Source organism: Coleofasciculus sp. FACHB-1120, assembly GCF_014698845.1.
Classification (GTDB): domain Bacteria; phylum Cyanobacteriota; class Cyanobacteriia; order Cyanobacteriales; family FACHB-T130; genus FACHB-T130.
The window spans coordinates 1-26,071 of record NZ_JACJTV010000034.1; the positions used below are offsets into that span (position 1 = coordinate 1).

Here is a 26,071-nt window from a genome sequence, read left to right on the forward strand (position 1 = left end):
AGAGATGCACCACCTCCATCAAGTGGTCAATTTGACCGAAGAACGGCAGCGCATTCTCCGCTTCCTGGGGGCGGCTTGCCAGAAATACTACCTACTGGTTTGAAACCTGCGGAATGTGGGTTTTAGCTTCACAACCAGATTCCAGAGTGGTACTCATCGCCGGGAGTCAGTCTGACTTTACTTCCAGCGAGCTGTGCCCGGAGCGACAATCAAAGGGAGCGCGGTGCGGGTATGCATCCCCAGAAGCAGGTGCTTTGGGTTTGCCGAAGCTGCTGACCCCGCCCAACTGTTTTTTGAATCTGGCAACGGGGGAGCCATCAGCAATCCATTGCGAGAATAAATGTGAGAATCAACACAGATGGTTGCCTTGTTCGTTGAAGCTGCGAAAGTTTACTCGAATCCTTGGGTCAACTCCAGAGGCTAAAAGCAAGGTGCCCTCGTTGGTGATTTTGGGACTGGGCGATCGCTTTAATGCGATCTTGCACAGCTACAAAACCACTGAGAATTCTGAAGCCAATGCCAATCTTTACGAGCTGTATTTTGGATTTGATCCGGCGATTTTGGGCAGCATTTGCACCGAAATGACTCGCGCGTTGCACTTAACCCCAGAGATATCCCCTGCTTTTGAGCGAGCCATTGCCGATTGGTGCCCTCAACCCAACCTCCCAGCCTTGCAGAGCGAATTCACCTCAACGCTGGTGGGGGCTATCTTAACCAGTCAAATTAGCACTCAGACGCCAGAGAAAGCAGCAGCAGATGCTTGTAGCAGTGCTGGGGCAAGTTTGACCGACAACCCTAAAGACGCCATAATTCTTGCCTCTCCAACCGACCGAACTAAACTCACCTTGTTTCGAGAGCCGGGAATCCAGGCGCACCTTGTCCAACCCCCCTTTCCCAAGGCTGGATTGCCGAGTTGGCAACAACCAGAAAAGTTACTGCAAGAACTGCTACGCATTAGCTCGTCAAGCCAGGGAGCGCAGGTAATTTTGCAGCGTTCGGCGGTGTTGATTCAAGAGGCTTTTGGGGCGAGTCGGTGTTTAATTGCGTTCTATAGCCCCAAAGATGAGCGTACCTTGTGGAGTGCGATCGCCCACGATTCATCTATCCCCGTTTCGGCTCGGCAAACTCATTATCCTGAATGGGCAAGTGTCGAACAGTGCCTTCTCAAACACCATCAGGGCAATCCTTGGGCAACTGAGCGAAACGTTGGCTCGACGGCTGCTGAATCTGTCTTCTTGACCTGGTTGCATACACACCCGCAGGAAATCGAGTCGCGAGAGATGGCATCTCTACACGGCGCGTCTGGACTGGTTGGGTTGCTAGTGCTTGAGCAATGGGATGAGAAGCGGGAGTGGCAACCGGGAGAGCGGCAATTACTGCATCTGACGCTGCAATTGGTAGAGCGAGGACACAACCTGGCAACGCTTTACCAGCAAGCAGAGGAACGGATTACTCATACGGCGCTATTAAATCGGCTGGTTGCCCAAATCCGGGCTTCTTTAGAGCTGTCCCATATCTTTGAAACGGTGACGCTAGAACTGGGTCATCTTTTGGTGGCAGATCGATGTTTGATTTTTCAGTATTTAGAGGAACAGCAGTGTTGGAAGCCGCTGACTGAGTATCGCGCTCATGCTGATATCCTCACAGCCATGAACTTGATCGTTCCCGATCAAAAAAACTGTTGTGCCAGAACGCTGCGGAATTTACAAGTTGTCCAGGTGAGCGATACGCGCTTAGTGGATGACCCGATGAATCGCTCTTTGGCGGCAAAATATCCGGGCGCTTGGTTGATGGTGCCGATTCACCGGCAGCAAAAAATTTGGGGCTGCTTAACCTTCGCTCAGGATCAATTTCCCCGCTACTGGCACGAGTCGGAGTTAAAGTTTATTACGACCATTGCCGACCAACTAGCGATCGCTATCTACCAAGCCACCCTTTACCAACAAATTCAGGCGCAAAACCAAACCCTAGAAGCCTTGGTGCGAGAACGCACCGCTGAGCTAGAAAGTTTCTTTGATGCTCACCCAGACTACATTTTTGTGGTCGAACGTGAGAATCTGCGTCTGCGCTTTTGCAATCATGCTTTTGCTCAAAGGATGGGGTTTGACAACCGATATGCCGTTCAGGATCGGTCGATTCTAGAATGCTTCCCGCCTCTAATTGCCAAGTCTTTTGCCAAACAAAATTTGCGGGTTTTTGAATCGGGAGAAACGCTACACGAACAGGAAACCCTTGTTTTCCCAGATGGGATTCACCACTTCAACACTTCCAGAGTGCCGCTGAAGCACTCCAATGGCGAGGTTTATGCTTGTTTGGGGACTTTCCGTGAAATTACAGAGCTAGTAGAGACGAAGCAGGCTCTCTCTCTGAGAACCGAGCAGTTGCAAGATGCCTTAACTGCCGCGAATGCAGCTTCTCAGGCGAAAACTGAGTTTCTAGCAACCATGAGTCATGAATTGCGGACACCGCTCACGTCTGTGATTGGGATGTCCTCCGCTTTGATGCAACCGTATTTTGGCGAACTGAGCGGAAAACAAAAGGAATATCTCAAGATTATTCATAATAGCGGACAGCACCTGTTGCAGCTGATTAACGATATTCTCGATTTGTCTAAGATTGAATCCGGTAAAGCCTCCTTAACCCTCAGTCAGTTTTCTCTGCGTCAGGTAGGGATTGACAGTTTGGAATTGTTGCAAGAAAAGGCTCAAGTCCAACAGGTAAAGCTAACAGCGGATTTCACTGAGTTGCCTCCCGCCGATGATTTCTGGGGCGATGAACGGCGCGTGCGGCAAATCTTGCTGAATTTACTCTCGAATGCGGTCAAGTTCACACCGCCTGGGGGGGAGGTATGGCTGCGGATGCAGTATCAAGGCAACCAGGTGATGATTGAGGTAGCAGACACGGGAATTGGGATTCCGATGGAGAAACAGCATCTTTTGTTTGAGGCGTTTCAACAAATTGATAGCTCTCTGCATCGGCAGCATGAAGGGACTGGGTTGGGATTGGCTTTGACTCGCCAGTTGGTGGAGATGCATGGTGGCACGATTAGCTTCCATTCGGAGGTAGACGCGGGAACGGTATTCGTGGTTTATCTTCTAGCCCAAAATCCAAATTGAAGGGGTAAGGGATCATCCGTCGCGGAGAATGGATGAAATCTAGCCACATCTAGCGACTCCCGACTTTCTTTTCTGCAAACCTTCAAAACAATCGGTCGGGATATCCCCTGGGTTTTCTACAATGGAATGGGGTGTTCCATCCAATGTGTCCCGATTGGGTGGAGAAGCACAAATGGTGTTAAGGATGGTGTCAAGGACAGCGCGTTGAAGTTTTACGTGCTGGGTGCGGCTGTTCCTTCGAGGGGTTATAAGTCGGGATGGTGGCGCTGTATTCTGGAGAATCTGCTTGCACTTTGCTCATTTAAGCAATTGGCTGGCACGTTAATTGCCAATCTGGAATGGCCAATTGCTAGCCAGTTAATTCTCCTGTAGACCAATTCAGATTTAGATCATGGAACTCTGGTTGCTCCTACTGTTACTAGGATTGTTTACTTACTTCATCGTGAAGCGCAGTGTTGCTAGCATCACCCGAACCCCAGTCTGGCTTTTGTGGATAGTGATGATGACACCGGCATTCATTTGGAGTGCCTGGATTCTGGTCTACGGTGAAGATAAGCGAATGCCGCTAGCTTTGGAGATTGCCCCATTTATCATTTGCCCGTTATTGTACTGGCTGCTGATTCAGTGGGGTCGTCGAGATTTTACCCCGCCGCCAAAACCGCAAGAAATGGTGGCGGAACAAGCTCAAAATCTATCTGAGGTAAAGCCTGTCGCTGCTGGCGATGCAGGGAGTACTGTCCGTCCGATTGATAAAACAGAAGAAACAAATCTTCGCAATTGTTTTCCCTGGACTATCTATTACCTCCAGAACATCGATTACCGACCCCAAGCGGTGATTTGTCGCGGGAAGTTGCGAACGAATCCGGAGGTGGCGTACCAGACAATTCGGGAGAATATTGAGAAATTATTTGGCGATCGCTTCTTTGTGGTCTTTCAAGAAGGTTTGAATGGGAGTCCGTTCTTCGCACTGGTTCCTAATCCCCAAGCTCACCCACAGGCAAAGCAGCAAACGGAACCTTTAAAACGACCGGCTTTAGCCTTAGGGCTGCTGATCGCGACTTTATTTACCACTACTTTAGTCGGGGTAGAACTTTCTGAAGTTTCTAACGCCGCACTGCAATCTAACCCAGCTTTACTGTTAAAAGGACTGCCCTATGCTTTGGCATTGGTGGCTATCTTAGGCATCCACGAACTCGGTCATTACCTGAGTGCCCAATATCACAAAATTCGCACCACGCTGCCTTACTTTATCCCCGTTCCTTTTTTCCTGGGGACGTTTGGAGCATTTATTGGGCGGCGATCGCCCGTACCCAGCCGCAAAGCGTTATTCGATCTGGGCATTGCCAGTTCCGTCGCTGGTTTTTTGGTGACGTTACCGCTATTGTTTTGGGGATTGGCGCACTCGGATGTGGTTGCTGTGTCGGAGCAGTCGAGTATCTTAAACTTCACCTCTTTGAATCCCCGGTTTTCCCTGTTATTAACTTTGCTAAGTAAATGGGCACTAGGATCTGAACTGACAGCAAACATGGCAATCAAGCTTCACCCAGTAGGAGTGGCTGCGTATATCGGTTTTATCTGGACAGCGTTTAAATTGATGCCGGTAGGACATCTGGATGGCGGTCACATTGTCCACGCCATGTTTGGACAACGAAATGGGGCGATGATTGGTCAAATTAGCAGGCTGTTGATGCTGGGGTTGTCTCTGGTTCAGCCGGATTTGTTTATTTGGGCAATCTTCTTATTCTTGATGCCAGTTTCTGATGAACCGGCGCTGAATGATGTGAGCGAACTTGACAACAAGCGCGATTTCTGGGGATTGTTAGTTTTGGCGCTTTTAGTGAGCATTCTATTGCCAGTGCCAGGAAATCTCGCGCAGTTGTTGAAGATTTGATCCAGATAATTGAGTAAAAAGTAATTGGTAAAAAATTTTAAGGGGAGACACGATTACTCGTGTCTGATTTATGAGTTGTGAATTCAAAAATTTTCTTGGAACTCATCACTCTCATTAGCTATTAGCAAAGGAATAAGAACAATGGAAAAACAGCCGATTCATGTGATAGGTGGTGGTTTGGCGGGGACGGAAGCGGCGTGGCAAATCGCTAATGCGGGTGTGCCAGTGGTGCTGCACGAAATGCGACCGCTGCGGTTTAGCCCTGCCCACCACTCCGAACACTTGGCAGAATTGGTGTGCAGTAATTCCTTTGGGGCAATGTCGAGCGATCGCGCAGCCGGTCTTTTGCATGAAGAATTACGTCGTCTCGGCTCAATGATTATTAGTAAAGCCGACGAACACGCGGTTCCCGCTGGGGGTGCCTTGGCGGTGGATAGGGGCGTATTTAGCCGCGAATTGACAGAAATCCTCGCGAATCATCCCCTGATTGAGTTACGACGCGGTGAATTGCGCCAAATCCCCACAGAAGGCATTGTCGTCCTCACCAGTGGCCCGCTAACCAGTCCCGATTTGGCTGAAGATTTGCAGCAGTTCACGGGCATGGAATACATGAGCTTTTTCGATGCCGCCAGCCCGATTGTGGTGGGAGAATCGATTAACCGAGATGTGGCTTTCTTGGCTTCTCGTTACGACAAGGGAGACGCGGCTTATCTCAATTGCCCGATGAATCGGGAGCAATATCTCCACTTTAGGCAGGAACTCTGCAAAGCTGAACAAACGGAATTGAAGGACTTTGACCGGGAAACGGCTAAGTTTTTTGAAGCTTGTCTGCCGATTGAAGAACTAGCGCAGCGGGGGGAAGATACGATGCGTTATGGCCCGTTGAAGCCGGTGGGATTGTTTGATGCCCGTAAAGGCGATTTCCGCGCCCCAGAAAATCAGTCGCAACGTCCTTATGCGGTGGTGCAGTTGCGCCAAGAAGATAAGGCGGGGCAGTTGTGGAATCTAGTCGGATTTCAGACGAATTTGCGCTGGGGCGAACAAAAGAGAGTATTTCAGCTGATTCCAGGGTTGGAAAATGCTGAGTTTGTGCGGCTGGGCGTGATGCACCGCAACACATTTATTAATGCGCCCCAACTGTTAAAGCCTTCTTTGCAATTCCACAAACGCGCCACGTTGCTTGCGGCGGGGCAATTGGTGGGGACTGAGGGCTATACGGCAGCGGCGGCGGGTGGCTGGCTGGCAGGGACGAATGCGGCGCGGCTGGCTTTGGGCAAAGAGCCGCTAACGCTACCGGGAACGACGATGATGGGGGCGTTGTTTGAATTTATTAGTTCGGCGTCATCAAAGCATTTTCAACCAATGCCACCTAATTTCGGAATTTTGCCGGAACTGCCGACTCGGATTCGCAATAAGCAGGAGCGATATGGAGTTTATCGCGATCGCTCTTTTGCCGATTTAGCAAGTTGGAAAGCTGCGTCCAAACTTCTTGTTCCCAAGGTGAGTCTGGAACGAGAAGCGACAAGCGTTTCCATTGAATCAGGAACGGGGATTTAATTAACCTCCCATTCTGTAGGGGATGGCGCTGCCATCCCCTACAGAATGGGAATGAGTGTAAGTGATTGAATCCACCTTCCTCAGTAGCATTCAGTAGCATTAAGATCCCATAAGTCCGAAATAATAACTTGCAGCAACAACGATAATTGTTAATACTCCAATCGTCGTACTGATAACAAATTGCTTAGAGGTTTTTTGATTAAGCTCCTGTTTGCTTTCACTTTGCTCAGTGCTAGCCCCACGATTGGTTGCTTCGTTAGTTTTCATGGTTGTTAATGGTTTATGGTTATTTATTACCCAGTTTGCTACAACTGCCAGGAACTTCATCTAACTTAAGAATTATCAAGGGAATGTATACAGCGATACTTAATAGCTTTATACTCAATTGTCTGACAAACAGAACTGGTGGCTTAAAAATGGACTTTAATAATCCTTTGGTAAGGCTTTTTTAGGCTTTAAATTTCCTAAAAAAGCTTGTATAAATTATTTTTTAATGGTATATTTTTATAATGGGAATCTGTGCGTTCAGGTAAATTGTTTCTCGATTAGCCGCACTGCCTCTACAGCACCATTAGGATAATCCGCAGGGCGATTGGATACCTGATTTTGCAGCATTGCCACAGTCGCGATCGCGTCCTCAATCTCTTCAACACAGTAGGCGCATCGTAAAGCCCTAACCTTTTGACGGTCATATAGTCGCTTAAAAGCAAAAGCGACTAACGGAACGCCCACCGCAGCACATTCATGAACCGTGTTATAACCAGCGCCACCGACAACGACATCAGCCGCTGGGAGGCATTCAATTCCTGGTGAGTGAGACACCCAGAACTGCGGCGGACATCCCTCTGGACAGACGGGTGCTAAAACACGCAGCGCTGCGTCTGGAAACGCTGCCTCTAGGTGAGTTGATAACTTACCAAAGAAAGATAATTCGGAAGCTTGTCCGGCGGCACAGACAAGGATAATCTTTTCTCTAAGCCGCGCAGGCGGATTTTGTTTGTGTAGCCGCGAATTACCTTCGCATGGGTGAGCGCAATTCAGACCAAGTAGCGATCGCGCCTTCATTCTATCTGGCAGTTCCTCCGCATTGCGAATTAACCAGGGACTGGTGTAACGCACAATTGGTAAATCTGCTAGCGGTGAATCTTCTCCTTCTCCTGGCACAATAATCGCATCGAAATTTTCTGTAACAAAAGAGCGCAACGCGAAGCGGTGAATATAAACTGGGCTGATATCGCGGTGAATTAAAATTCGGGGGATGTGTTTTAACTGGGGCAAAATATCTGCCAATTCACCACCCAACCCGCGAGGAAAAGTATCGACAATTAAACAGTCGTAACGGGTGTTTAATAAAACATCCCGCACTTGTTCGCAAGTCGCTGCAAAACCAGCATCAGGTGCAATGATTTGCACATCGCAACTCTCATCGCGCAAGTAAGTTGCATAAGGGCTATTCGTAAGAATTTTGACGTGATGGTAACGGGAGGCAATTCGTCCGAGAGATAAGCTACGGGTAAAATGTCCCCAACCGCCTCCCAAAGCATAAATCAACCAAGTTGTCATTTTTGGAGTTTTCATCGCAAAGAACACAAAGGTAAACGCAAAGGTACGCTAAGAAATCATTTTTTCTTGACGTACCTCTGCGTTATCCTTAGCGTCCCTCTGCGTTGAAAATTTAACTCGCCCCCATATCCATCTCAAAATCGGCATCCATTTCCCCTTCTAGACTCATATTGTCTGCTTCGGTGAAATCGACATTGCCAGTTTCCGGGTCATAATAATAGCGATCGCGGTTGTCATAGTAGTTGCTGCCCCAATAACCGCGATTGTAGTTACCATATCCAGAGTAATAGGAATAATCGTAATAATAGGGGTTATTATCCGGGTAACTACAGTAAGGACAGCCGATGTTTGTAGTGCGTCCGCAGCGACGTTTGAAGAGAAATCCCACCATGCGATCGCATTCTCCACTTGCACCGATTTCCGATGAACTGGTAGTCTGACTGCTGCTGGGATTGAGTTGAATTTCGTAGGGGCCAATTTGCAAGCGATCGCCATCTATTAGCGTACTACTGGGCAACCGGACGCTGTTGATTAAGGTGCCGGTACTGCTATTTTGATCGACTACGATTAACTCTCCATTCGCTACATCAATTAGAGCATGATATTCAGCCACTCGTTCGCTGGCTAACACAATCCTAGCAACCCGATTGCCATCAATTTCTTGGGGCATTGAGGCAAATTCCCGACCCAAGGCGACAGGCGTCTCTAACAGGGGTTCTCGTCGTTCGCTGGTGACTGGATCTATCCAACTCAGTTGAATTTGCAAGGATTATTTCCCTCCCGAACGATTAACTGCATAAGCTAAAGCAGCTTTTTGTTCTTTGCTTAAAACGTCGAATCCGAAACTAGCGATCGCAGCTGGGTTTACCTGCGATTTTGTAGAAAAAACTGGTTTGTCGGCTGCATTTATCAAAGAAGTTTTGCCATTTTTTACTTTCACTTTATAAAGCGACTGTTTATCAGGTGACTCAACCTCAAAACCGTAATCTCGCGCTTTAATTCTGTAAATCTCTTTATCTGCCCCATCTTCTAGCTTGTAATCCCCATCGTTTTGTCTTCGTAAAACATACAATTCTTTCGTTTGATCTGCGTTTTCAATTTTCCAGTAACCGTCTTTTACTACAACGTAGCCTAAAACTTTATCAGCAGCACTCTTTATTTTTACTTTTCCCCCAGCATCAACATTAAATCGAGCTATTTCTTTGTCCTTCTCATCAAGCAATTTAGCCCCATCTGCCTCTGGTTTCAGCGCAAAAGCTTCCGCACCCCCCTCTTGTTTAAATTTGATTTTCTCTGTATTAGTCGCTACCGCTGAGGGATTATTTTGGGCAATTGGAGATGTTTGCGGGCTAGATGTTGTAGATACTTCTGGTGCCTGCTTTACAGAATTACTGCAAGAACCTAACAGGATTATTGCTGCCAAAGCAAAGCCAGACAAAAATGTTCTATTAATTTTATTCATCATTACAAGTTTTTACCTAAATTCCTTCTTTATTTAGTAACAGTTCACATAATCAAAATTCCGGACTTTTGCAAAAAAATAAATATTTTTTCACTTTTACTTACTTTGCTTTAGATAACATCCGAGCCAAATTGAGAACTTGATAAACGCTGAGAAACATCATCGTGATAGTTTGATACAATGCTTCTTGATTCCAGGGCATAGAAGGTGACATTTTTACGACCAAGTTTATCCCCTTATCCGTCACTCTCATCCGTTTTACGTTAGTCAGTTTTGGAATTTTTACTGCATTCACGGCTTCATTGTTTAAAACTTTAATTGCCCCGTACCGTCGTTGCGGATAGGTTAAATTCAGACTGATATCTAATCGCTTGGCTTTCGATTTTGTTTTGTATTTTGATTTGCCGCTTCTAGAAGTCTTCCATCCGTAAGCGGTCTGATTTAGCTCAGAAGTTGTTAATACAAAGCGAGTTTTATCTAAAAATTGTCCTTCCATTTTTAGCCAATCATCTTGGAAAAAATCTATTTTAAATCCTGACTTCAAGGGATGTTTAACTGTTTTAATTCGCTTGGAGTCTTGATTAGCTGGGCTGAGAACTAAATGAACACTGACCTTAGCTTCCTTATCCATATCTCTCTCCAGCATTTCCAAAATTTTTTCCGTTAACGCATAGCGATGATTTGGAAAATTGAATCGGCTATATTTACTTTCTCTTATTCCTGCATAAATCGCTACGATTGTACATCCTACTCCAACACACAATAATAAAATAGTTAAAATATTTCCAAATAATTGAAACCCATCTCCCATTTCTCCCACAACTATCATTAAAATGAACGCTATAACAATTGAAGTAATCGCGCCAACAACACATTTGGTTACCAAATTTCCAAACTCTGTTTGCTTTGCCTCTGAGGCTCTATCCAGGGTTGCCAATTCCCTTAAGTCTTTGACAATATCAGAAACAGCAGCCGTCACAGAATAAGTCGGAGATTTGCGTAAGGTTTCTAAATTTATTGACATTTGTAATAAAAATTCAATATCAATGAATAGGGGATTACGTAAGGTAGAGATCGCTTATATGAAATCGTACCCAAACGCTTTGATAACAGATACTTTCTAAGAAGTGGTAATTATTGTTACAAAAATTTAGAGTTTTAGGGCAAAATTGAGTCATAGTTTAGTTGATGAACGATTCTAGAATAGCTTACATTTCTTTTGATACCGTACCAGCGCCCAAGGGAGCCGCAATTCATATTGCCGCTTTTACTCAAGCTTTGGCAGATGCTTTTGGTGACATTCAGCTAGTGACAGTTTCCCCGACAGCCTACGCAGTAAATCAGAGGGAATCACCCCATATTATCCAATCCATGTTACCTGCGTTAGGAGATACGTTAATTAATCGTGTGCTTTATTTTCGCACGATGCTGGGCAATTGGTGGCAGAATCAGTGGTTTGAGGCAGTTCATATCCGTTCTATTTATGAAGGATTTCCAATTGCCCTGAACAAAGAAAAATTGTGTAAGCATTTAATTTTTGAAGTTAATGGATTGCCATCCATTGAACTCAAATACCGCTATCCAGCAGTGGCAGACGACCGGGAATTACTGCACAAATTAAAGGCACAAGAAAAAATTTGTTTAGAAGCATCAGATTTAATTTTAACCCCTAGTTCCGTAACCAGAGACTATCTCCAAACAAGAGGGGTTCCCGACTCAAAAATCCGCGTCATTCCTAATGGAGTTGATTTAAATATATTTACTTATCGTCCTTCAAAGTTTAGGGATGCCGAATATCCAAATCTTCCCAATCAGGACAGGGAACCCCCAAAGACTCAGCCTCGATTTCGGGTGTTATATTTTGGTACATTTTCCCCTTGGCAAGGGATTAATCTTGCTGTTGAAGCGCTGGCACTTGCTGACCGGGATTTTCCTACTCAATTAACAGTCATTGGACAAGGTCGCGACTTTCAGATTTTAGCCTTAAAACAGCTAGCTTTAAAACTAGGAGTAGCAGAGTCTCTCACGATTTTAGACCCTGTATCGCAAGCGGAACTCGTCCAAAAAATTCATGCATCTGATGTAATTTTGGCTCCGTTGACGCCCAATGACCGAAATCTGGTTCAGGGTTGTTGTCCTTTAAAAATTTTGGAAGGAATGGCGACAGGTACGCCGGTAATTGCTAGCGATTTACCTGTGGTGAGAGAATTGGGTGTGGATGGGGTACATTTCCTGCTCGTCAAACCAGGTTCTGCAAAGGAAATTAAAGATGCCTTGCTGAGGTTAAAAACAGAACCGGAATTGGCAATAAACTTAGCAAGGAATGCCCGTCAGCAGATTGAGAATGATTACACTTGGAAACACGCCGGTGATGCTTTGGTAGCAGCTTATGAGGAACTTGGAATTAAACGATCGATAACAGTTTGAAGCCGCTGATTTTCATGTTTTAGAGAAAATTCAGCGAGAATACGATCGCGCCCTGCCATCCCAATCTGACGCCTAGCACTTGGCTCTAAATCTAAACACTCCAGCACCGCCTCACCCAGTCGATGTAACTGGGAACGAGGAAGCAAAAATCCACTTTTCCCATGCTCAATCACCTCTGGAATTCCACCGGCATCGCTGGCAATACAGCAACAACCACAAGCGATCGCTTCTAGCAGCGCATTCGGCATCCCCTCCCATACAGAAGGTTGCAGATAGACATCACATAGCCGCAGATGCCCCGCTACCGCCGCAGGACTCGCTAAATGTCCGGTGACAATAACCCGCTTGGCGTTTTCTGGATGCTGAGTCGCATAGAGTTGTAATGCCGCTTCCTGGGACGCCCGCACTTCCCCGATAATTAACAAACAGGCAGGACGTTGGGCGCGGACTGTGGTTAAGGCATTCAGAAGAAACTGCTGCCCCTTCTTTTCTCGCAATTCTCCGGAAAATCCCAGTACCGCTTCATCAGGGGCAATGCCCAAAGATGCTTGGAGAAGGGATGATTCATGAGTTGCGCCGATAATGGGGGGCGAAAATACCCGCTCGTTGACGCTATTTTTCAAAACCATTACATCATCCCGCTGGGCGAGTAGCTGAATCTTCCGCGCCATATCGGCACTCACTGCCGTAATCAAACGGGCATTTAACAGCGTCCATTGCAGTCGCGCAAAATCCCCCGGTGGAAACATGGCTCGCTCGATATCATTCCCACGGGTGCTTACCGTACTGGGAAGTCCCTTTGTTGCCGCAAACCAAGTGGCTAAGAAACCGCTAGGGAAAGCATAGTGCCCCCAAACCGCATCGTAGCCACGGCACTGATGCAGCCAGTCGAGGACGTTGAGGGTATGAGGCATCGTCATATCCCAGTGGCGATATAGCCCCACCCGATAGACTTTGAGATGTTTGATAATTTGAAAATATTGACTTTCGGCGTGCCCGGTTGCGCTGCTAGGAACCTCTGGACTTCGGACTTCTCCCGGTTGCAAGTAACGACTCCACGCCACCACGTCTACTTCCATGCCCAGCTGGCAGAGGGCGGCGGCAATGCGCCCCGCACTACTCGCTAGCCCGCCAATATCAGGGGGAAATCGTTCCGTGAGAAAAAGAAGACGTCTCAAGGGACTCTAAAGTATTGCTACTAGGACTTTTTAAAGTCTAAAGTCTAAAGTGTGATCGCTCAGTTGTGAATCCGATTCCCTTAACGTTTTGTCCAACCTAGAGGGATTTCGTTTAATTAAGGAAAAACCCAGAATCTTATTCCCTTTCCACGAACGAGTTATCAAGCGCTCAACGGACTGAGACGGCTAATCACCGTTCGTGAGGATTAGAAGCAGGGAGCCGCAGGCGATCGCTGCGTGTTTTTTTTTGATTCCAGGGAATCACCTACACCGTTATTCCTTCTCACCCGCCCCCTCAATCGCTACCAGCACCACTGTAATATTGTCTCTGCCCCCTTTATCCTTAGCGGACTCGACAAGGGCTGTGGCTGCCTTTTCTAAGGAAGTAGACTTGAGGTGAGTTGCAATCAGCTGATCCGAAAGTTCTTCTGTGAGTCCATCGCTACACAGCAGCAGTCTGTCGCCTGCTTGCACATCCAGCGGTTGGATCTCAATCAGACGCAAATCTTTACGACCCAGACACTGAGATAATACGTGACGCCACGGGTGCATTTTGGCTTGTTCGGAAGTCAGTTCCCCGGCTTTCATCGCCCGTGCCACCCAAGTATGATCCTCAGTGATTTGCTCTAGAGTTGCCCCTCGCATTCGATAAAGGCGAGAGTCCCCCACATGAGCGACCCAAGGCTGCTGTTGGCGAAACATCACCACAACGCCTGTTGTGCCCATATCTGAGCGTTCTGGATGATTCGCTTGATCTTGGAGAATCGCCTGATTTGCATCCAAGAAGGCTTTTTCTAATAATGTTGGGCAATTCTCGTCGGAATGCCAATGCTCATCTAGATAGGTATAGATAGACTGAGTGGCAATTTGGCTTGCCTCCTGGCCTCCTGCATGTCCTCCCATGCCATCAGCAACTATAAAAAATCGCCCATCAGGGTCGATATGGTAGTCATCTTGGTTGACGGAACGAAGAAGTCCCGCATCAGAGAGGCCCGTGGAGCGACGAATCATATATTGTCTGCTGGCAACAGCAACTTTACTTTACCCGAATCAAAACATCCGATCAAATCGGTCGAGGCGCATGAGCAAGCGGATGAGGACAAAAGCTAAGGCAGATGCCCCCAGAGCAACCACGACTGCCAGCCCGACATAACCCTGAACAAAGAGGATAGTGGCTGATAGGGTGAAAGCACTGATGAGCAAAGTATAGTTAGTTCCCAACTGAATGCTACTCATTCGCCGCAGAATGCGATCGCTTTCGATAGATCGCACTCGAATCCGCAGGTCGCCCTGCTCTAATTTCTCAATCGTATCCTCAATCCGCCGTGGCAAGCTCAAAGCCGTACTACTAACTTGAGCCGCTTGCCGTCCTAATTCATTCAAGAAGCTACTACTAGTACTATTACTGCCATTACTATCTGCCATAAGCTGCATTGCAAAGGGTCTTGCAATCTCCATAAAGTTAAATTCCGGGTCTAAGCCTTTTCCAACCCCTTCTAAAGTTGAGAAAGCTCGCATCACAAAGGTAAAAGTCGCCGGAAACCGAAAAGGTTGGTCGTAAGCAATTTCATAAAGGTCTTCACTAATCTGACTCACCGATTGGTTTTCAAACGGCTTATCCATAAAGTGATCCAGCATATACTGAATCGATCGCCGCACGGGTCCCATATCATCAACCTTTGCCAGCGCCCCCATTTCCACGAGCGAATGCATCACTCGGTCGCCATCTTTTTGGGCAATGCCAAACAGCGTTTCCATCAGTTGTTCGCGGATGTTGGCCTTGATCCGCCCCATCATGCCGAAATCATAAAAAATCAGGGCACCTTCGGGACTGACAGCGATATTGCCAGGGTGAGGGTCGGCATGGAAAAAGCCATCGTTGAGCAATTGTTGCAGGTAAGCTTTAGCACCCAGGTGAGCCAGTTCCTTTCGATCCAGCCCCGCTGCTTCCAGCGCTTCATAGTGACTAATTTTAATGCCTGGAATGTACTCAAGAGTGACAACCCGTGGCGACGTATATCGCCAGTAGACACGCGGCACTTTTACCCACTCATAGGCGCGGAAGTTGCGGCGAAACGTATCGGCGTTACTGCCTTCATTCAGGTAATCAATTTCTTCCCAAAGAATTCGGCTGCACTCCTCATAGATTCCTAGCCAGTCACGACCCCGACCCCAGTCGGGATGGTTTTGAAAGAAACGGGCAATTCCTCTAAGAATTTGCAAATCAACCGTAAACAGCTGCTTCAATGCGGGTCGTTGTACTTTGACCACGACTTCTTCGCCGCTGTGGAGCGTTGCTTTATGTACCTGTCCCAAGCTAGCCGCCGCCAGGGGAATCGGGTCAAAAGTGCGGTAAAGCTGCGAAACTTTCTTGCCGAAGTCCTTCTCAATCAGCATTTCAGCTTGTTCGTAGCTAAAAGCAGGCACCTTGTCTTGCAGCTTAGAAAGTTCATCCACATACTCCGAGGGGAATAAATCGGCACGGGTGGAGAACAGCTGCCCGACTTTAATAAAAGTCGGCCCCAAGTCTAAGAACGTCTCTCGAATCCAAATGGCTTGCGCTCTGCGTCTGTGGGCTTGTTTTTCCTCTGTAACTCCGCCCGGATAGCTCCAAGATTTGTTGTAGCGCCAGAGCTTAAACATTAGGGTTAAAACAAACCCCCAAATATCTACGAAGCGCCGTTGATGGGAGTAACTTTCGCGGTTCCACCGATAAGCCTTATCCTTACGGGCTTTATCAGCGGCACGCTGGGCACTCGGCGTGCTAGCCGCGTATCGCTTCAGTTTAGGGTCATTAGGATAGGCTGACACTCGGATTCCTAAGTCTGTTTTTTCAAGTAATTGGGGCGATCGCAGTTGAGGGTGTGAGTTTTGGATAACTAACAACTCACAACTGAATTCCCACTCAGCACGCGAACAGAGTGCCGCCCGCTGCGCTGACAGGATTTATAATGAGCGGCTGCGATAGCGTTGTAATTCGGAGCGAAAGCGAGCGACTTCTGCCCGAAGTTCATCAATCGTCGCTTGCAAATCTGTGGTTTGGGTGCCTTGAGGCACAATGCTGGTAGTGGTTCGCCCCCGCATCACCGTTTCAGCTTGGGCGTCAGAGCGTTCGGTCACTCGTGAGGTGAAGTGCCGCAAAGACTCCCGTTGTTCGGCATCAAATTTGCCGAGTTCTGAGAGAGCATGGGTGACGGCGTTTTCTACCTGTTCATTCAGAGCTTCTGCAACCGCTCTGCCGACAAAAAAGGCATGAACTACAGGATTAGTCATGAAAAAATCTATTTGTGCGTCCGTAACAAATTATAACTTGCTTGCTCTCGATACTACATACAGCCTAGGTTACAGCTCAGGCTTTGGCAGTGTATCTGGAGAAGGTTGTCCGGGGGCGACAACAGCCGCGGGGGGTGATAGCAGATTCGCGCTGGAAGTAGGATTGGGAGTGTCTGAGATAGGCCAGTCGTCGCGGGGCGGAAAGGATTGTTCGGTGTGAAGTATAGAAGATCCCGGCCCCATTGCTCCGTGGAAGCGAACTGCCAAGCCGAAGCCAGCACCCGTGCAGGTAGCGATCGCAGCTGTCATCATCAGCCCTCTGGCTAGTGTCAGTTTGGGAAACTTTAAGTTTTGTAAGCGAGGAATGCCCGCTGACGAGCCAAGCTTTGTAGAGACGCGATTCATCGCCTCTGAAGTCTCGATCGGGAACGAGAAAGTCTTTAGCTTAGCCAGGGCAATCGGCAAGGTCGCCCGTATCGCTGTTTTGAGTTTTTTCGGGGCAGCACTGACTTTAGCTAGCTGAGTTTTGTAGGGGCGGGTTTTGCCCGGGCGCTTCACATCCTGGCTGAGATTCCAGTTGACTCCGCTAGCCATCGATGTCTTCTGTTTTTCGTTGCTAGCTGTTTGACGCTTTTGGGGGGCAGGCTGAGATTTGGGGGTCGCAGGGCGACGAGCCGTTTGGGCTGTGCGGACTTCTGGAGCCTTGGAGGCTGGCAACAGAGAGAGCCAATCTTCTACCGTTTGGGGACGTTTCTCCGCTTTGATTTCCAAGCCACACAAAATCGCAGCGATCGCAGTCGGGCTGAGTTTGGGTTGAATTTCCCGTAAATTTGGGAGCGGGATGCGCTCGCGTAACGGTGCAGGAACCGGCGGTTGACCCGTCAGCAAGCAATACAAACTTGCGGCTAAAGCATAAACATCTGTCGCTGGGGTGAGTTTTTCCTGAGCAAGATATTGTTCGATTGGCGCATATCCGGGATTTACTAAACTGGCTTGGGTTTGCGTCACTCCCGGCGTCAATTCATCACCAAAACCAACGTCAATCAACACGACATCCTCAGTTCCTGGTCGCCGGATGATGTTCTGGGGTTTGATATCTCGGTGCAGTAACCCTGCCTTGTGGATAACCGTTAGGGCGCTGCCAATTTGACGAATATAGCCAAGGGCTTGGGCTTCTGGTAACAGCTGACCTGCTAGCAGCGATTCAGCCAGGGTCTGCCCCGGTATGAACTCCATGACGATAAAACATCGTCGAGATTCCTCAAACAAGTCGAGAACCCGAACCAGATGAGGATGCTTGCAGCGAGCAAGGCGACGTGCTTGGGTGAGAAATTGCTTCCCAAACCGCTCAAAATCGGGATGAGTCCGCAGACTGTCGCTGAGGGTTTTAATGACGACCGCTTTCCCCGACTGAGTATGAGTCGCCCGGTAGGTGATCCCAAAGATACCTTGACCCAGTGGGGCGTCGAGGACGTATTTGCCGTTCTTCAGGACTGCTCCAGCCGTTAAGTTCATTAAAGATTTGTTACAGTTTTTTCAACTATGCTACCGTCTTGGTACAAATTTTGAGTCCCAGAAGATAGAGAAGCAGCGGTTGATCACCGGGCTTGCTTCCCACTGGTGTTTCCGATCCCGGCTTAAACTCCTAGCCGCTTCAAAGTGGATAATACTCTGCCAAAAATTTTTCAGCATCAGCGCGATCGCGGATTTCTCCATCCAGCGTTGCCGCCAACAGACGATCTAATATGGGTTTAAATTCACGCCCTGGTTTGTATCCCAACGCTTTCAAATCATTGCCGTTTAATATCGGTTGAATATTCGCCCAAGTGGTGAAATATTGCCAAATTAGCCGCCGAATCAGACGCGAATTTTTGACAGCAATCAAAATCAACGTGGGCAACTCGTACCGCCTCAGCAAGACGACAACTTGACTGGGTCGCTGACATTCTGGCAAAAATTTCACCACATCTGCTCGATCTCGATCGAGTTGATCTAATCGTTCGATACTGTCTGTCGGTAATTGAAGATTGATTGCCACTGTCGCGCGATATTCGGGAGCGAGGTAGGCAATTAAAATTTCTAGCCGCATCTGCCAATGATCGAGGGTTTTCTGGGGATCAAATCGGCGCAGACACCGATCTAGTAAACGCACCTGATTCCATAATGGCTCATCTAACTCTAGCGTGGGATGGAGGCACCGCAACGCCCCCAGATCGGCAAGTAACTCCAAGGCGGGTTTCCAGTAAGGCGCTTGGAGGATGTATTTGAGTTCTGCTTTCAGCCGTGTTTGTAGCGCCGGGGCTTTACTATTTTCAGAGAGCGATCGCTCGTAAATTCCACTCTCTAGGGCATAGCGGATATATCCTTCCGTCTGCGGTTCAATCTGAAATCCCAGGCGCACTGCAAACCGCACAGCGCGATAAATGCGCGTGGGATCTTCGATAAAGCTATTGGCATGGAGGACGCGGATTTGGCGCGATCGCAAATCTAGCATTCCGCCAAAGAAATCTAATAATTCACCCGCACGGGGTGGTGTCAGTCGCATCGCCAAGGCGTTAATGGTGAAATCTCGCCGATACAAATCTTGGCGAATTGAACTCGCTTCAACTTCTGGATTCGCCGCTGGGTAAGGATAAAACTCGGTTCGAGCCGTCGCAATATCCACCCAGAGAGAGTCTAGGACTGGGTCGTTGTGCCACAGTAGCGCGGCTGTTTGAAATTGACCGTGGACTTCTAGACGGGCATTTGGGTAGGTTTGTTGAAGTGCTTTCGCCAGTTCTACTCCAGCGCCGACATCCGCCGAGCGGTGAAAGCCATCTACCACTAAGTCAATATCTGAAAGCATCAGGGTTTCATGGGGATTGGCGAGCAGTAAATCTCGTACCCCTCCGCCAACCAGATAGAGATGCCAGCCGCGTTGTTCTGCCTGCTGGGAGGCTCTGGTGAGAAATTCCCACAAGGGAGGAGCAAGGCGATCGCGCAAAATATCCATCAGGGATTGATGGGCATTCGTTATTGAGAATGGGTAATTGATAATGGGGGATTTTTCTCTCCCATCACCTGTGACGAATGCTCCAGTCCCTCTTCCCTGATGCAACTGCCGTAAGACATCGGTGCGCGTAACCATTCCCACAAGCTGGCTCTCCTGCAATACCGGCAATCGCCCGATATCGTAAGTCACCATAATCGATTCAATCTCTGGCAAAGACGTATTTGGGGTAATCGTCTTCAGATTGTTAGCCATGTAGCCTTTTACCGGCGCATGACTAAAGCCATGATGCAATGCCAGATCGATATCCCGCCGAGAAACAATCCCCACCAGTTGGTCTTCGGAATTCACGACCGAAAGACCAGAATGCCCATACCGTAATAAAATTCTCTGAGCTTGCTCAATGGTCGTGTCCGGGCGAATTGTTCGCACTGGCGATGACATCAGTTCCCGCGCTGTCAGCGGCTGGGGAATCTGGTCTTTTAGCTGACTGACGAGCCGCTCCAGGGTTGCCTGAGAATCAACGCCCCGTAGTGTCACCGACGCCGCCTGTGAATGCCCCCCGCCACCCAGTGGTTGAAATAATTCATTGAGATTAGTGCCTTCAATGCGCGATCGCCCAATGACCGTGAATCGCTCCTCTCCTCCATCCCCTACTGGATACGCCGCTGCTAATAGCAAAGCATCGCTTTCGCCCAAATCGAGCAGCCGAGTGGCAAGCGTTGACAAACCCGGAACGTAGTCAGAGGTTTTGAGCAGCACCCAAGAAACGGTATAGCCGCACGTTGTCGCTTTTTGCAACTTCTCTAGCGCTTCCGTCAACAGTTCCTGCAATTGAGGCGATAAACCCGGCTCAACATAATCGGCAATTAAGCGCAAGCTTGCCCCTTGTTCCATTAACCACGCCAACGCGATCGCATCTCTTGCCGTCGCCCCTTCATAAGTTAATGATCCCGTATCCACATGGATTCCCAACGCCATCACGGTTGCCTCCGAAGGCGTCAACTGGATGCCTTCTTGCTGGAGTTGCTCGGCAATCAGAGTCGTGGTTGCTCCGACTGGCTCAACCTGGGTGCGGGTAGCGGGGATATCTCCGTCCCCGTCTGGGTGATGGTCGTAGACGACAACTTCCAACAAATCGGGTAAATCCAGCCATTCAGATGCCTTTCCCACGCGATCGCGCTTTTGAGTATCCACAACGGCAATCGACCGAATCTGCTCTGGGTTCACAGCCCGACGCTCAATTAGCGCATACTCATCTCGGTGCAACGCCAAAAAATCCCGCACCGCTGGATGGGAACCGCCGGTCAGCACGACCCTAGATCCCGGCTGGAGACGGGTTAGCCCCACCGCTGCGCCCAAGGTGTCAAAGTCCGCTGTTGTATGGCACAAAATCACATTCATCATCATGAGTCCTTAGTCATTAGTCCTTTGCCCATGACCCATAACCAATGACCCATGACGAATGACCAATGAGTGTCGATTTTTGATACGGTACTACTGTATAGAATTGCGGCTGAACTATTTCTATCCAGCCCATTGCTGTCTTGGGAGAAGAGAAAATGACAATTTTATTTCAGTTGGTACTAGCTGCTTTAGTCTTTTTATCATTCGTCATGGTCATTGGGGTTCCGGTTGCCTATGCCACTCCTCAGAACTGGGATCAGTCTAAGCGCCTCCTTATTTTCGGATCTGGGGTTTGGATTGCTCTGGTACTTCTGACAGGTGCCCTAAGCTATTTGGTAGTTTAAGGATAGTCAGACTCAGTCATCGGTCAGGGTTCATTAGTCATCAGTCCACTGCACCCGACTCAGGACTAAAGACAAATGACTGATGACTCAAAACAACTGGCAAAAAGCTTATATCTAAAATCATGGCAGTTTTCGAGGGAACGTTTACTCAGACTCAACCCCTGCGGTTTGCGATCGTCATTGGTCGCTTCAACGATCTAGTGACAACTAAACTATTGGAGGGGTGTCAAGATTGTCTGAAACGCCACGGCATTGATGTCAATCCTCAAGGCACTCAAGTAGACTATGCTTGGGTTCCTGGGAGTTTTGAGGTACCTTTGGTGGCTCACCAGTTGGCACTCACACGCCGATATGATGCTGTAATTTGCCTGGGTGCAGTCATTCGGGGTCAAACTCCCCACTTTGATTATGTCTCTTCGGAAGTCTCCAAGGGTATTGCCAATGCTGGGTTTCAAACGGGTGTGCCGATAATTTTTGGCATTCTGACGGTAGATACGATGCAACAAGCCTTGGAAAGAGCTGGCATCAAGAGTAACCACGGCTGGGAATACGCGATGAATGCCCTAGAGATGGCAAGCTTAATGCAGCAGCTCAAAGGGAATGCAGGTGGCGCATCCTACGGTAATAATTCGGTTCATACGGTAACAGCCCAAGCGCTACCAGTTTCGCCGAACCTGGCGATTTCTCCAGAGTCAGCAGTTGAACGCAACGCATCTGATTCTCTTTGATCGTTGCACTGAAAGTCGGGTGCGCTAGAATTGGGGCGGGTTTTCCCGCCCAAAGCCGCGAATTTAGGCCGCGAAGTCAGGAAGATTGATCTCTCGTCTTTCATCCCACCCTTCGGGAAGGGCAAAGCCGGAGATCCTTCATTTTTGCCCTAGCACTTCTCGTCCCAGGTAAGGTTGCAGCGCTTCGGGTATCTTGATGGTGCCATCGGGTTGTTGATAGTTCTCCAGAATCGCTGCCATCGTGCGCCCGATTGCCAAGCCGGAACCATTCAGCGTATGGACAAATTGGGTTCCTTTTTTTCCAGCTTCTTTGAAACGAATGCTGCCGCGCCGCGCCTGAAAATCCCTAAAGTTGGAGCAGCTAGAAATCTCGCGGTATTTCCCAGCAGAAGGGAGCCATACCTCTAGGTCATAGCACTTTGCTGCGCCAAACCCTAAATCCCCAGTGCATAGCTCAATGACGCGATAAGGCAACTTCAACGCCTGCAAAATTGCTTCGGCATTTTGTACAAGCGATTCATGCTCTGCGGCTGAATTGTTGGGATGGACAAGTTTTACCAACTCGACTTTATTAAACTGGTGCAGTCGAATTAGCCCCCGCGTGTCTCGTCCGTAGCTACCTGCTTCCCGACGAAAACAGGGAGTATAGGCACAGTGATAGATAGGCAACTGCGACGCCTCCAAGATTTCATCTCGATAGAGATTCGTCACTGGCACTTCAGCAGTAGGAGCAAGCCACAAGTCATCTTGAGCGCATTTGAAGCTTTCGTCAGCAAATTTGGGCAGCTGACTTGTGGCGGTGAGCGATTCGCTGTTGATTAGAAAGGGGGGAATGACTTCTACATATCCAGCCGCGATTTGCCGGTCGAGCATGAAGCTAATTAAAGCTCTTTCCAAGGCAGCACCGGCACCGATTAGCGTGACAAAACGACTTTGTGCAACTTTAGCGGAGCGCTCAAAGTTGAGAATTCCCATTTGTTCGCCGATTTCCCAGTGGGGAAGAATTTCGGAGTTTTGAGGCAAGTATTCATCCCCCCAGCGGCGGACTTCTACATTCTCTTCTTCACTTTTACCAATGGGTGTGGACTCACTGGGTAAGTTAGGAAACGATAACAAGAGGGCTTCTAACTCGGCTTTCAGGGTTCTTTCATGGGGTTCTAGTTCGGCAATCTGGTTTTTGATTTGGTTGCCTTCTTCCCGCAACGCTTGGATTTCTGAGCCGTTGGGATCGCTACCCGATTTAATTTTTTGACCGACTAATTTGCCGATTTCGTTCCCACGCGCTTGGAGTTGACTTCGCTTTGCTTCCAGTTCCCGTTGCTGCTGGTCTCGCTGCAAAATCGGCTGTAGGTCATATTGCCCGATCCCGCGACGATTCAGGCGCTCTTGTACACCTTCTGAATTTTCCCGTATCTGCTTGAGGTCTAGCACAGATTTTTTCCAGCTTTTTTTGCCAATTAATCAGAATACACTGCGATCGCGCGATCGCGATGATTCAGCCGAGAGTCTGTATGCGCTCTTAGCCTTCTTTACTGGCTGATGCCGCAATTCGACCCTTCGCCTTGGTTACTGTCGGTTGATGCGACTATATAACCACAAGGAAACAACAATCCCGGCAAAGTGCGCGGTAATCGTATGAGTATTCGCTAGCACCACAAAAATATCTAAGGGTTGAATCAACCGATTAATAAATTGGGGATCGTAAATTGCTACCCCACCTTGAGCCTGAGCCAGCGACTTTGCCAGCAGAGTGCCGGTAATCGCTTCTGCGCCCAGAACTGCTAATAATAATCCGCCTAAACTGACGAGTAATCCGAACCTTAAAACTTTAATCGTATCTGCCTTTTTCGGGCGGAGGTTGGGATTAGAATCTTTTAGCTGTATGCCCAAACGGGTGTAACGCCAAGCTTGATAAACACTGAAATACAGCACTAAAAGACCGCAAACCGCAAAAAAGATACTGCCACCCGTCCCTGGACTAGCAGCGGCAGCGCCACTAGCACGCGGCTGGGCTGCGGGGATGGCAAACAAGAAAATTATGGTGGAAACAACGCCTAGGACTAACTGAACCCAAAAGCCAATCCAGCCAGCGATCCGAAAAGAGCCAGCGATTCGCTGTAGAGCTGAAGGAACGGGAGATGAATCGAACTGTTCTCGCATAAATTGATTTTAAATCGGTTTAATTCCGGATTTATCTATAAACAGAGCGTTTTGTTGAACAAGTAATGCAATCCCAAATTTATCCGGTAATCTTCCTAACCACCAGTTTGAGGCAATGGGGCAGCAAAATTCAAAGATGTTTAACCTCTGGAGAACTTTTAACCCAATGGAGCCGTCTTTCTTTCGAGAGCAGGCTGCTGATTTACTTAGCTTTGATGACGGCCTGCCATTTCCAGAGCAGCCCTCTCGAAGTGGAAGCAGCATCATGAAATTCCTGCAACCGAATCTCAGGCAGCATTTACTCTGCGTCGTTTACGCAGTTGGTTTGGTAGGTAGTTTGGCAGTCTATCAAAGAACGCTGATGCCGAAACCGCTTTCGGTGGCGCAAAAACATTGGGCAGCGATCGCTACGGAAAATCCGAAGCGTACAGTCACACAATACAGTGACAATGCCATTCTAATGCGCTCCTATGGCGCTCTGGATGAAGTCTACCAGGGGAAATCCATCTACCCAGCCTGGAAAGAATTTTTCTCCAAGTACAAAATTCAAGATTTCCAGGTTGTTAAACAACAGCAGCGCGATCGCGCTGTCGAAGCGGTCATCACGATCCATGCCAAGTCCAAGCACGGAACCCCTGTTGTTCTGTCACTTTCCTATCAGGTGCAGTTTGATAAGGATGGCAAAATCATCCGTGAAGTCTGGCAGGCTAACCCAGAATTGAGTGTCTAAAATTGATGGTATCGTTCTGTCCTTTTGCCCGCTGACATCACGCGCTACTTTTGCTCGTTCGTGGTCTCAGTACAGCAGTGATCGAAGCGTTGTTTCGGGTGTGTTTTCTCGTTGATAAAGGCATCGTTAGTGTAGGGAAACCTATCCTAATCTAATTTGTTTGGCTGGGAGTTCAGTGAATTATGCAGATGAAATTTGACGATATTTATCAATTTTTTCAAGACCCTCCTCCAACTTATCTCAACAAAGAACTAGCGGTGTGTTACGTCCTTTCAGTTTTGTTAAGTGGAGAATCCTACGGAACAGAACTCATCGGTCGCCTAGAGAGTGAATATCCTACCTATCGGCTGTCTGATACCGTCTTATACAGCGCCCTAAAATTTTTGGAAGACCAAGCTGCTATCACAGGTTATTGGAAAAAAGTGGAAGGGAGAGGAAGACCTCGTCGAATGTATCAAATTCGCCCAGAGTGTGTAGAACAGGCTCATGACCTGGCTCGTCTTTGGGGTGACTACACCATGAGAGACTCTCAAGCCATCTGAGCTAATCCCAAAGGAAGCTCTCTTGCGATAGGCTATAGGTTATAGGCTTTTCTTGTATCTCTTGGACAAGAGCCTATTTTCCATTGCTCTATCTAGAAATTCGTGAATACGACAATTCTCTCTTCAACATTTCTGCTAACACTGTTGTTAGCAGTCGGACTATTTTTCTTTATTCGAGCCTCCGCTAAAGACCGAACGCAACAAGTAAAACTGATTGCGGAGCAACCAGAAGAATCGATTTTAATTCAATTGCAACAATATTTCGATCGGCGTGCCTACCGGATTGCGGCGGTGGATGCAAAGCAAAATCAAGTTACATTCCAAGGCTTTGTCCGCCCCAGTTGGTTTTTGGCAATCTTTTTGACGTTGTTAGCTTTTTGTGGCTTTCTTTGTTTGGCACTCGTTTTAGCAATACTATTTCCTCAAGTAGCCAAGATTTTTCTAGGTTTGGTTCTCCTTTCACCAGCAGCTGGCGTTTTTTATTGGAAAAAAGCTGGACGCAGCGAACAAGTTTCCCTGAAGGTGGAAACATTAGCCGGTGTCGAAAAAGAGAACAGAAGTTTAATTACAGTCGTCGCCCATCGTGATGAATTGGCTCAATTGCAACAGGAACTCCCATTCAAACCTTGCGAATGAAAACTCTCCTGCTAAAAATCTTAAAAAATTCCAAAATATAGTCAGTCTGCGAATCAAAAAGATTTTTA

23 protein-coding genes are annotated in these 26,071 nt (G+C 48.0%); 10 read left to right on the top strand and 13 right to left on the bottom strand.

Going from position 1 to position 26,071, the window contains the following annotated elements; genetic code table 11:
• Positions 1-113: 113 nt before the first annotated feature.
• From H6H02_RS22170 to trmFO, 4 genes are all read left to right on the top strand, one after another.
• On the top strand, positions 114-3,116 hold the full coding sequence (locus H6H02_RS22170; protein ID WP_190821823.1) for an ATP-binding protein: 3,003 nt from the start codon (positions 114-116) through the stop codon (positions 3,114-3,116).
• A gap of 126 nt (positions 3,117-3,242) precedes the next feature.
• Positions 3,243-3,488, top strand: coding sequence for a hypothetical protein (locus tag H6H02_RS22175; RefSeq protein ID WP_190821825.1), 246 nt, complete (start codon positions 3,243-3,245; stop codon positions 3,486-3,488).
• 19 nt (positions 3,489-3,507) lie between these two features.
• On the top strand, positions 3,508-5,007 hold the full coding sequence (locus H6H02_RS22180; protein ID WP_190821827.1) for a site-2 protease family protein: 1,500 nt from the start codon (positions 3,508-3,510) through the stop codon (positions 5,005-5,007).
• Between the two features lie 141 nt (positions 5,008-5,148).
• On the top strand, positions 5,149-6,564 hold the full coding sequence (trmFO, locus tag H6H02_RS22185) for an FADH(2)-oxidizing methylenetetrahydrofolate--tRNA-(uracil(54)-C(5))-methyltransferase TrmFO (RefSeq protein ID WP_190821829.1): 1,416 nt from the start codon (positions 5,149-5,151) through the stop codon (positions 6,562-6,564).
• Between the two features lie 99 nt (positions 6,565-6,663).
• Here trmFO and H6H02_RS22190 read toward each other — a convergent pair whose 3' ends face one another.
• From H6H02_RS22190 to H6H02_RS22210, 5 genes are all read right to left on the bottom strand, one after another.
• Positions 6,664-6,831 (bottom strand): hypothetical protein, encoded by a 168-nt coding sequence (locus H6H02_RS22190; protein ID WP_190821831.1) that lies wholly within the window; start codon positions 6,829-6,831, stop codon positions 6,664-6,666.
• Between the two features lie 258 nt (positions 6,832-7,089).
• The gene (locus H6H02_RS22195; protein WP_199329460.1) at positions 7,090-8,142 is read right to left on the bottom strand and encodes a hypothetical protein; all 1,053 of its coding nucleotides are present in this window, start codon (positions 8,140-8,142) and stop codon (positions 7,090-7,092) included.
• A gap of 97 nt (positions 8,143-8,239) precedes the next feature.
• Positions 8,240-8,893, bottom strand: a complete 654-nt coding sequence (locus H6H02_RS22200) for an FHA domain-containing protein (RefSeq protein WP_190821833.1) — start codon at positions 8,891-8,893, stop codon at positions 8,240-8,242.
• A gap of 3 nt (positions 8,894-8,896) precedes the next feature.
• Entirely contained in the window at positions 8,897-9,592 is a 696-nt protein-coding gene (locus tag H6H02_RS22205) for a hypothetical protein (protein ID WP_199329462.1), read from the bottom strand.
• A gap of 97 nt (positions 9,593-9,689) precedes the next feature.
• Positions 9,690-10,613, bottom strand: coding sequence for a hypothetical protein (locus H6H02_RS22210; protein ID WP_190821835.1), 924 nt, complete (start codon positions 10,611-10,613; stop codon positions 9,690-9,692).
• Positions 10,614-10,777: 164 nt separating this feature from the next.
• Between H6H02_RS22210 and H6H02_RS22215 the strand changes: the two genes are divergently transcribed.
• Complete coding sequence (locus H6H02_RS22215; RefSeq protein WP_190821837.1) at positions 10,778-12,016, top strand: glycosyltransferase family 4 protein; 1,239 nt, start codon at positions 10,778-10,780, stop codon at positions 12,014-12,016.
• Here H6H02_RS22215 and H6H02_RS22220 read toward each other — a convergent pair.
• The 6 genes from H6H02_RS22220 to H6H02_RS22245 all read right to left on the bottom strand — a co-directional run bounded on the left by H6H02_RS22220 (position 11,977) and on the right by H6H02_RS22245 (position 20,860).
• Positions 11,977-13,194 (bottom strand): glycosyltransferase, encoded by a 1,218-nt coding sequence (locus H6H02_RS22220; protein WP_190821839.1) that lies wholly within the window; start codon positions 13,192-13,194, stop codon positions 11,977-11,979. The genes H6H02_RS22215 and H6H02_RS22220 overlap by 40 nt on opposite strands.
• Before the next feature lie 273 nt (positions 13,195-13,467).
• Positions 13,468-14,205 (bottom strand): PP2C family serine/threonine-protein phosphatase, encoded by a 738-nt coding sequence (locus H6H02_RS22225; protein WP_190821841.1) that lies wholly within the window; start codon positions 14,203-14,205, stop codon positions 13,468-13,470.
• A gap of 39 nt (positions 14,206-14,244) precedes the next feature.
• The gene (locus tag H6H02_RS22230; RefSeq protein WP_190821932.1) at positions 14,245-15,978 is read right to left on the bottom strand and encodes an AarF/ABC1/UbiB kinase family protein; all 1,734 of its coding nucleotides are present in this window, start codon (positions 15,976-15,978) and stop codon (positions 14,245-14,247) included.
• A 162-nt stretch (positions 15,979-16,140) separates the two neighbouring features.
• Positions 16,141-16,467: a DUF6825 family protein gene (locus tag H6H02_RS22235; protein ID WP_190821844.1), complete on the bottom strand. Its 327-nt coding sequence runs from the start codon at positions 16,465-16,467 to the stop codon at positions 16,141-16,143.
• 69 nt (positions 16,468-16,536) lie between these two features.
• Complete coding sequence (locus tag H6H02_RS22240) at positions 16,537-17,982, bottom strand: serine/threonine-protein kinase (protein WP_190821846.1); 1,446 nt, start codon at positions 17,980-17,982, stop codon at positions 16,537-16,539.
• 139 nt (positions 17,983-18,121) lie between these two features.
• Positions 18,122-20,860, bottom strand: coding sequence for a CBS domain-containing protein (locus H6H02_RS22245; RefSeq protein ID WP_190821934.1), 2,739 nt, complete (start codon positions 20,858-20,860; stop codon positions 18,122-18,124).
• Positions 20,861-21,018: 158 nt separating this feature from the next.
• Between H6H02_RS22245 and psbZ the strand changes: the two genes are divergently transcribed.
• Positions 21,019-21,207 carry a photosystem II reaction center protein PsbZ gene (gene psbZ / locus H6H02_RS22250; RefSeq protein ID WP_190821848.1) on the top strand — a complete coding sequence of 63 codons (189 nt, stop codon included), beginning with the start codon at positions 21,019-21,021 and terminating at the stop codon, positions 21,205-21,207.
• Between the two features lie 122 nt (positions 21,208-21,329).
• The gene (gene ribH / locus H6H02_RS22255; RefSeq protein ID WP_190821850.1) at positions 21,330-21,935 is read left to right on the top strand and encodes a 6,7-dimethyl-8-ribityllumazine synthase; all 606 of its coding nucleotides are present in this window, start codon (positions 21,330-21,332) and stop codon (positions 21,933-21,935) included.
• A 138-nt stretch (positions 21,936-22,073) separates the two neighbouring features.
• Here ribH and serS read toward each other — a convergent pair whose 3' ends face one another.
• Together serS and H6H02_RS22265 are read right to left on the bottom strand one after the other, a co-directional pair.
• Positions 22,074-23,366, bottom strand: coding sequence for a serine--tRNA ligase (gene serS, locus H6H02_RS22260; RefSeq protein ID WP_190821852.1), 1,293 nt, complete (start codon positions 23,364-23,366; stop codon positions 22,074-22,076).
• Between the two features lie 135 nt (positions 23,367-23,501).
• Positions 23,502-24,095, bottom strand: coding sequence for a DUF3611 family protein (locus H6H02_RS22265; RefSeq protein WP_190821854.1), 594 nt, complete (start codon positions 24,093-24,095; stop codon positions 23,502-23,504).
• Positions 24,096-24,231: 136 nt separating this feature from the next.
• Here H6H02_RS22265 and H6H02_RS22270 point away from each other — a divergent pair, with 136 nt between their 5' ends.
• The 3 genes from H6H02_RS22270 to H6H02_RS22280 all read left to right on the top strand — a co-directional run bounded on the left by H6H02_RS22270 (position 24,232) and on the right by H6H02_RS22280 (position 26,003).
• Positions 24,232-24,825 (top strand): hypothetical protein, encoded by a 594-nt coding sequence (locus H6H02_RS22270; protein ID WP_242040821.1) that lies wholly within the window; start codon positions 24,232-24,234, stop codon positions 24,823-24,825.
• Positions 24,826-25,013: 188 nt separating this feature from the next.
• Positions 25,014-25,367, top strand: a complete 354-nt coding sequence (locus H6H02_RS22275; RefSeq protein WP_190821938.1) for a PadR family transcriptional regulator — start codon at positions 25,014-25,016, stop codon at positions 25,365-25,367.
• A 102-nt stretch (positions 25,368-25,469) separates the two neighbouring features.
• Positions 25,470-26,003 carry a cofactor assembly of complex C subunit B gene (locus tag H6H02_RS22280; RefSeq protein WP_190821856.1) on the top strand — a complete coding sequence of 178 codons (534 nt, stop codon included), beginning with the start codon at positions 25,470-25,472 and terminating at the stop codon, positions 26,001-26,003.
• The last annotated feature ends 68 nt before the right edge of the window (positions 26,004-26,071 follow it).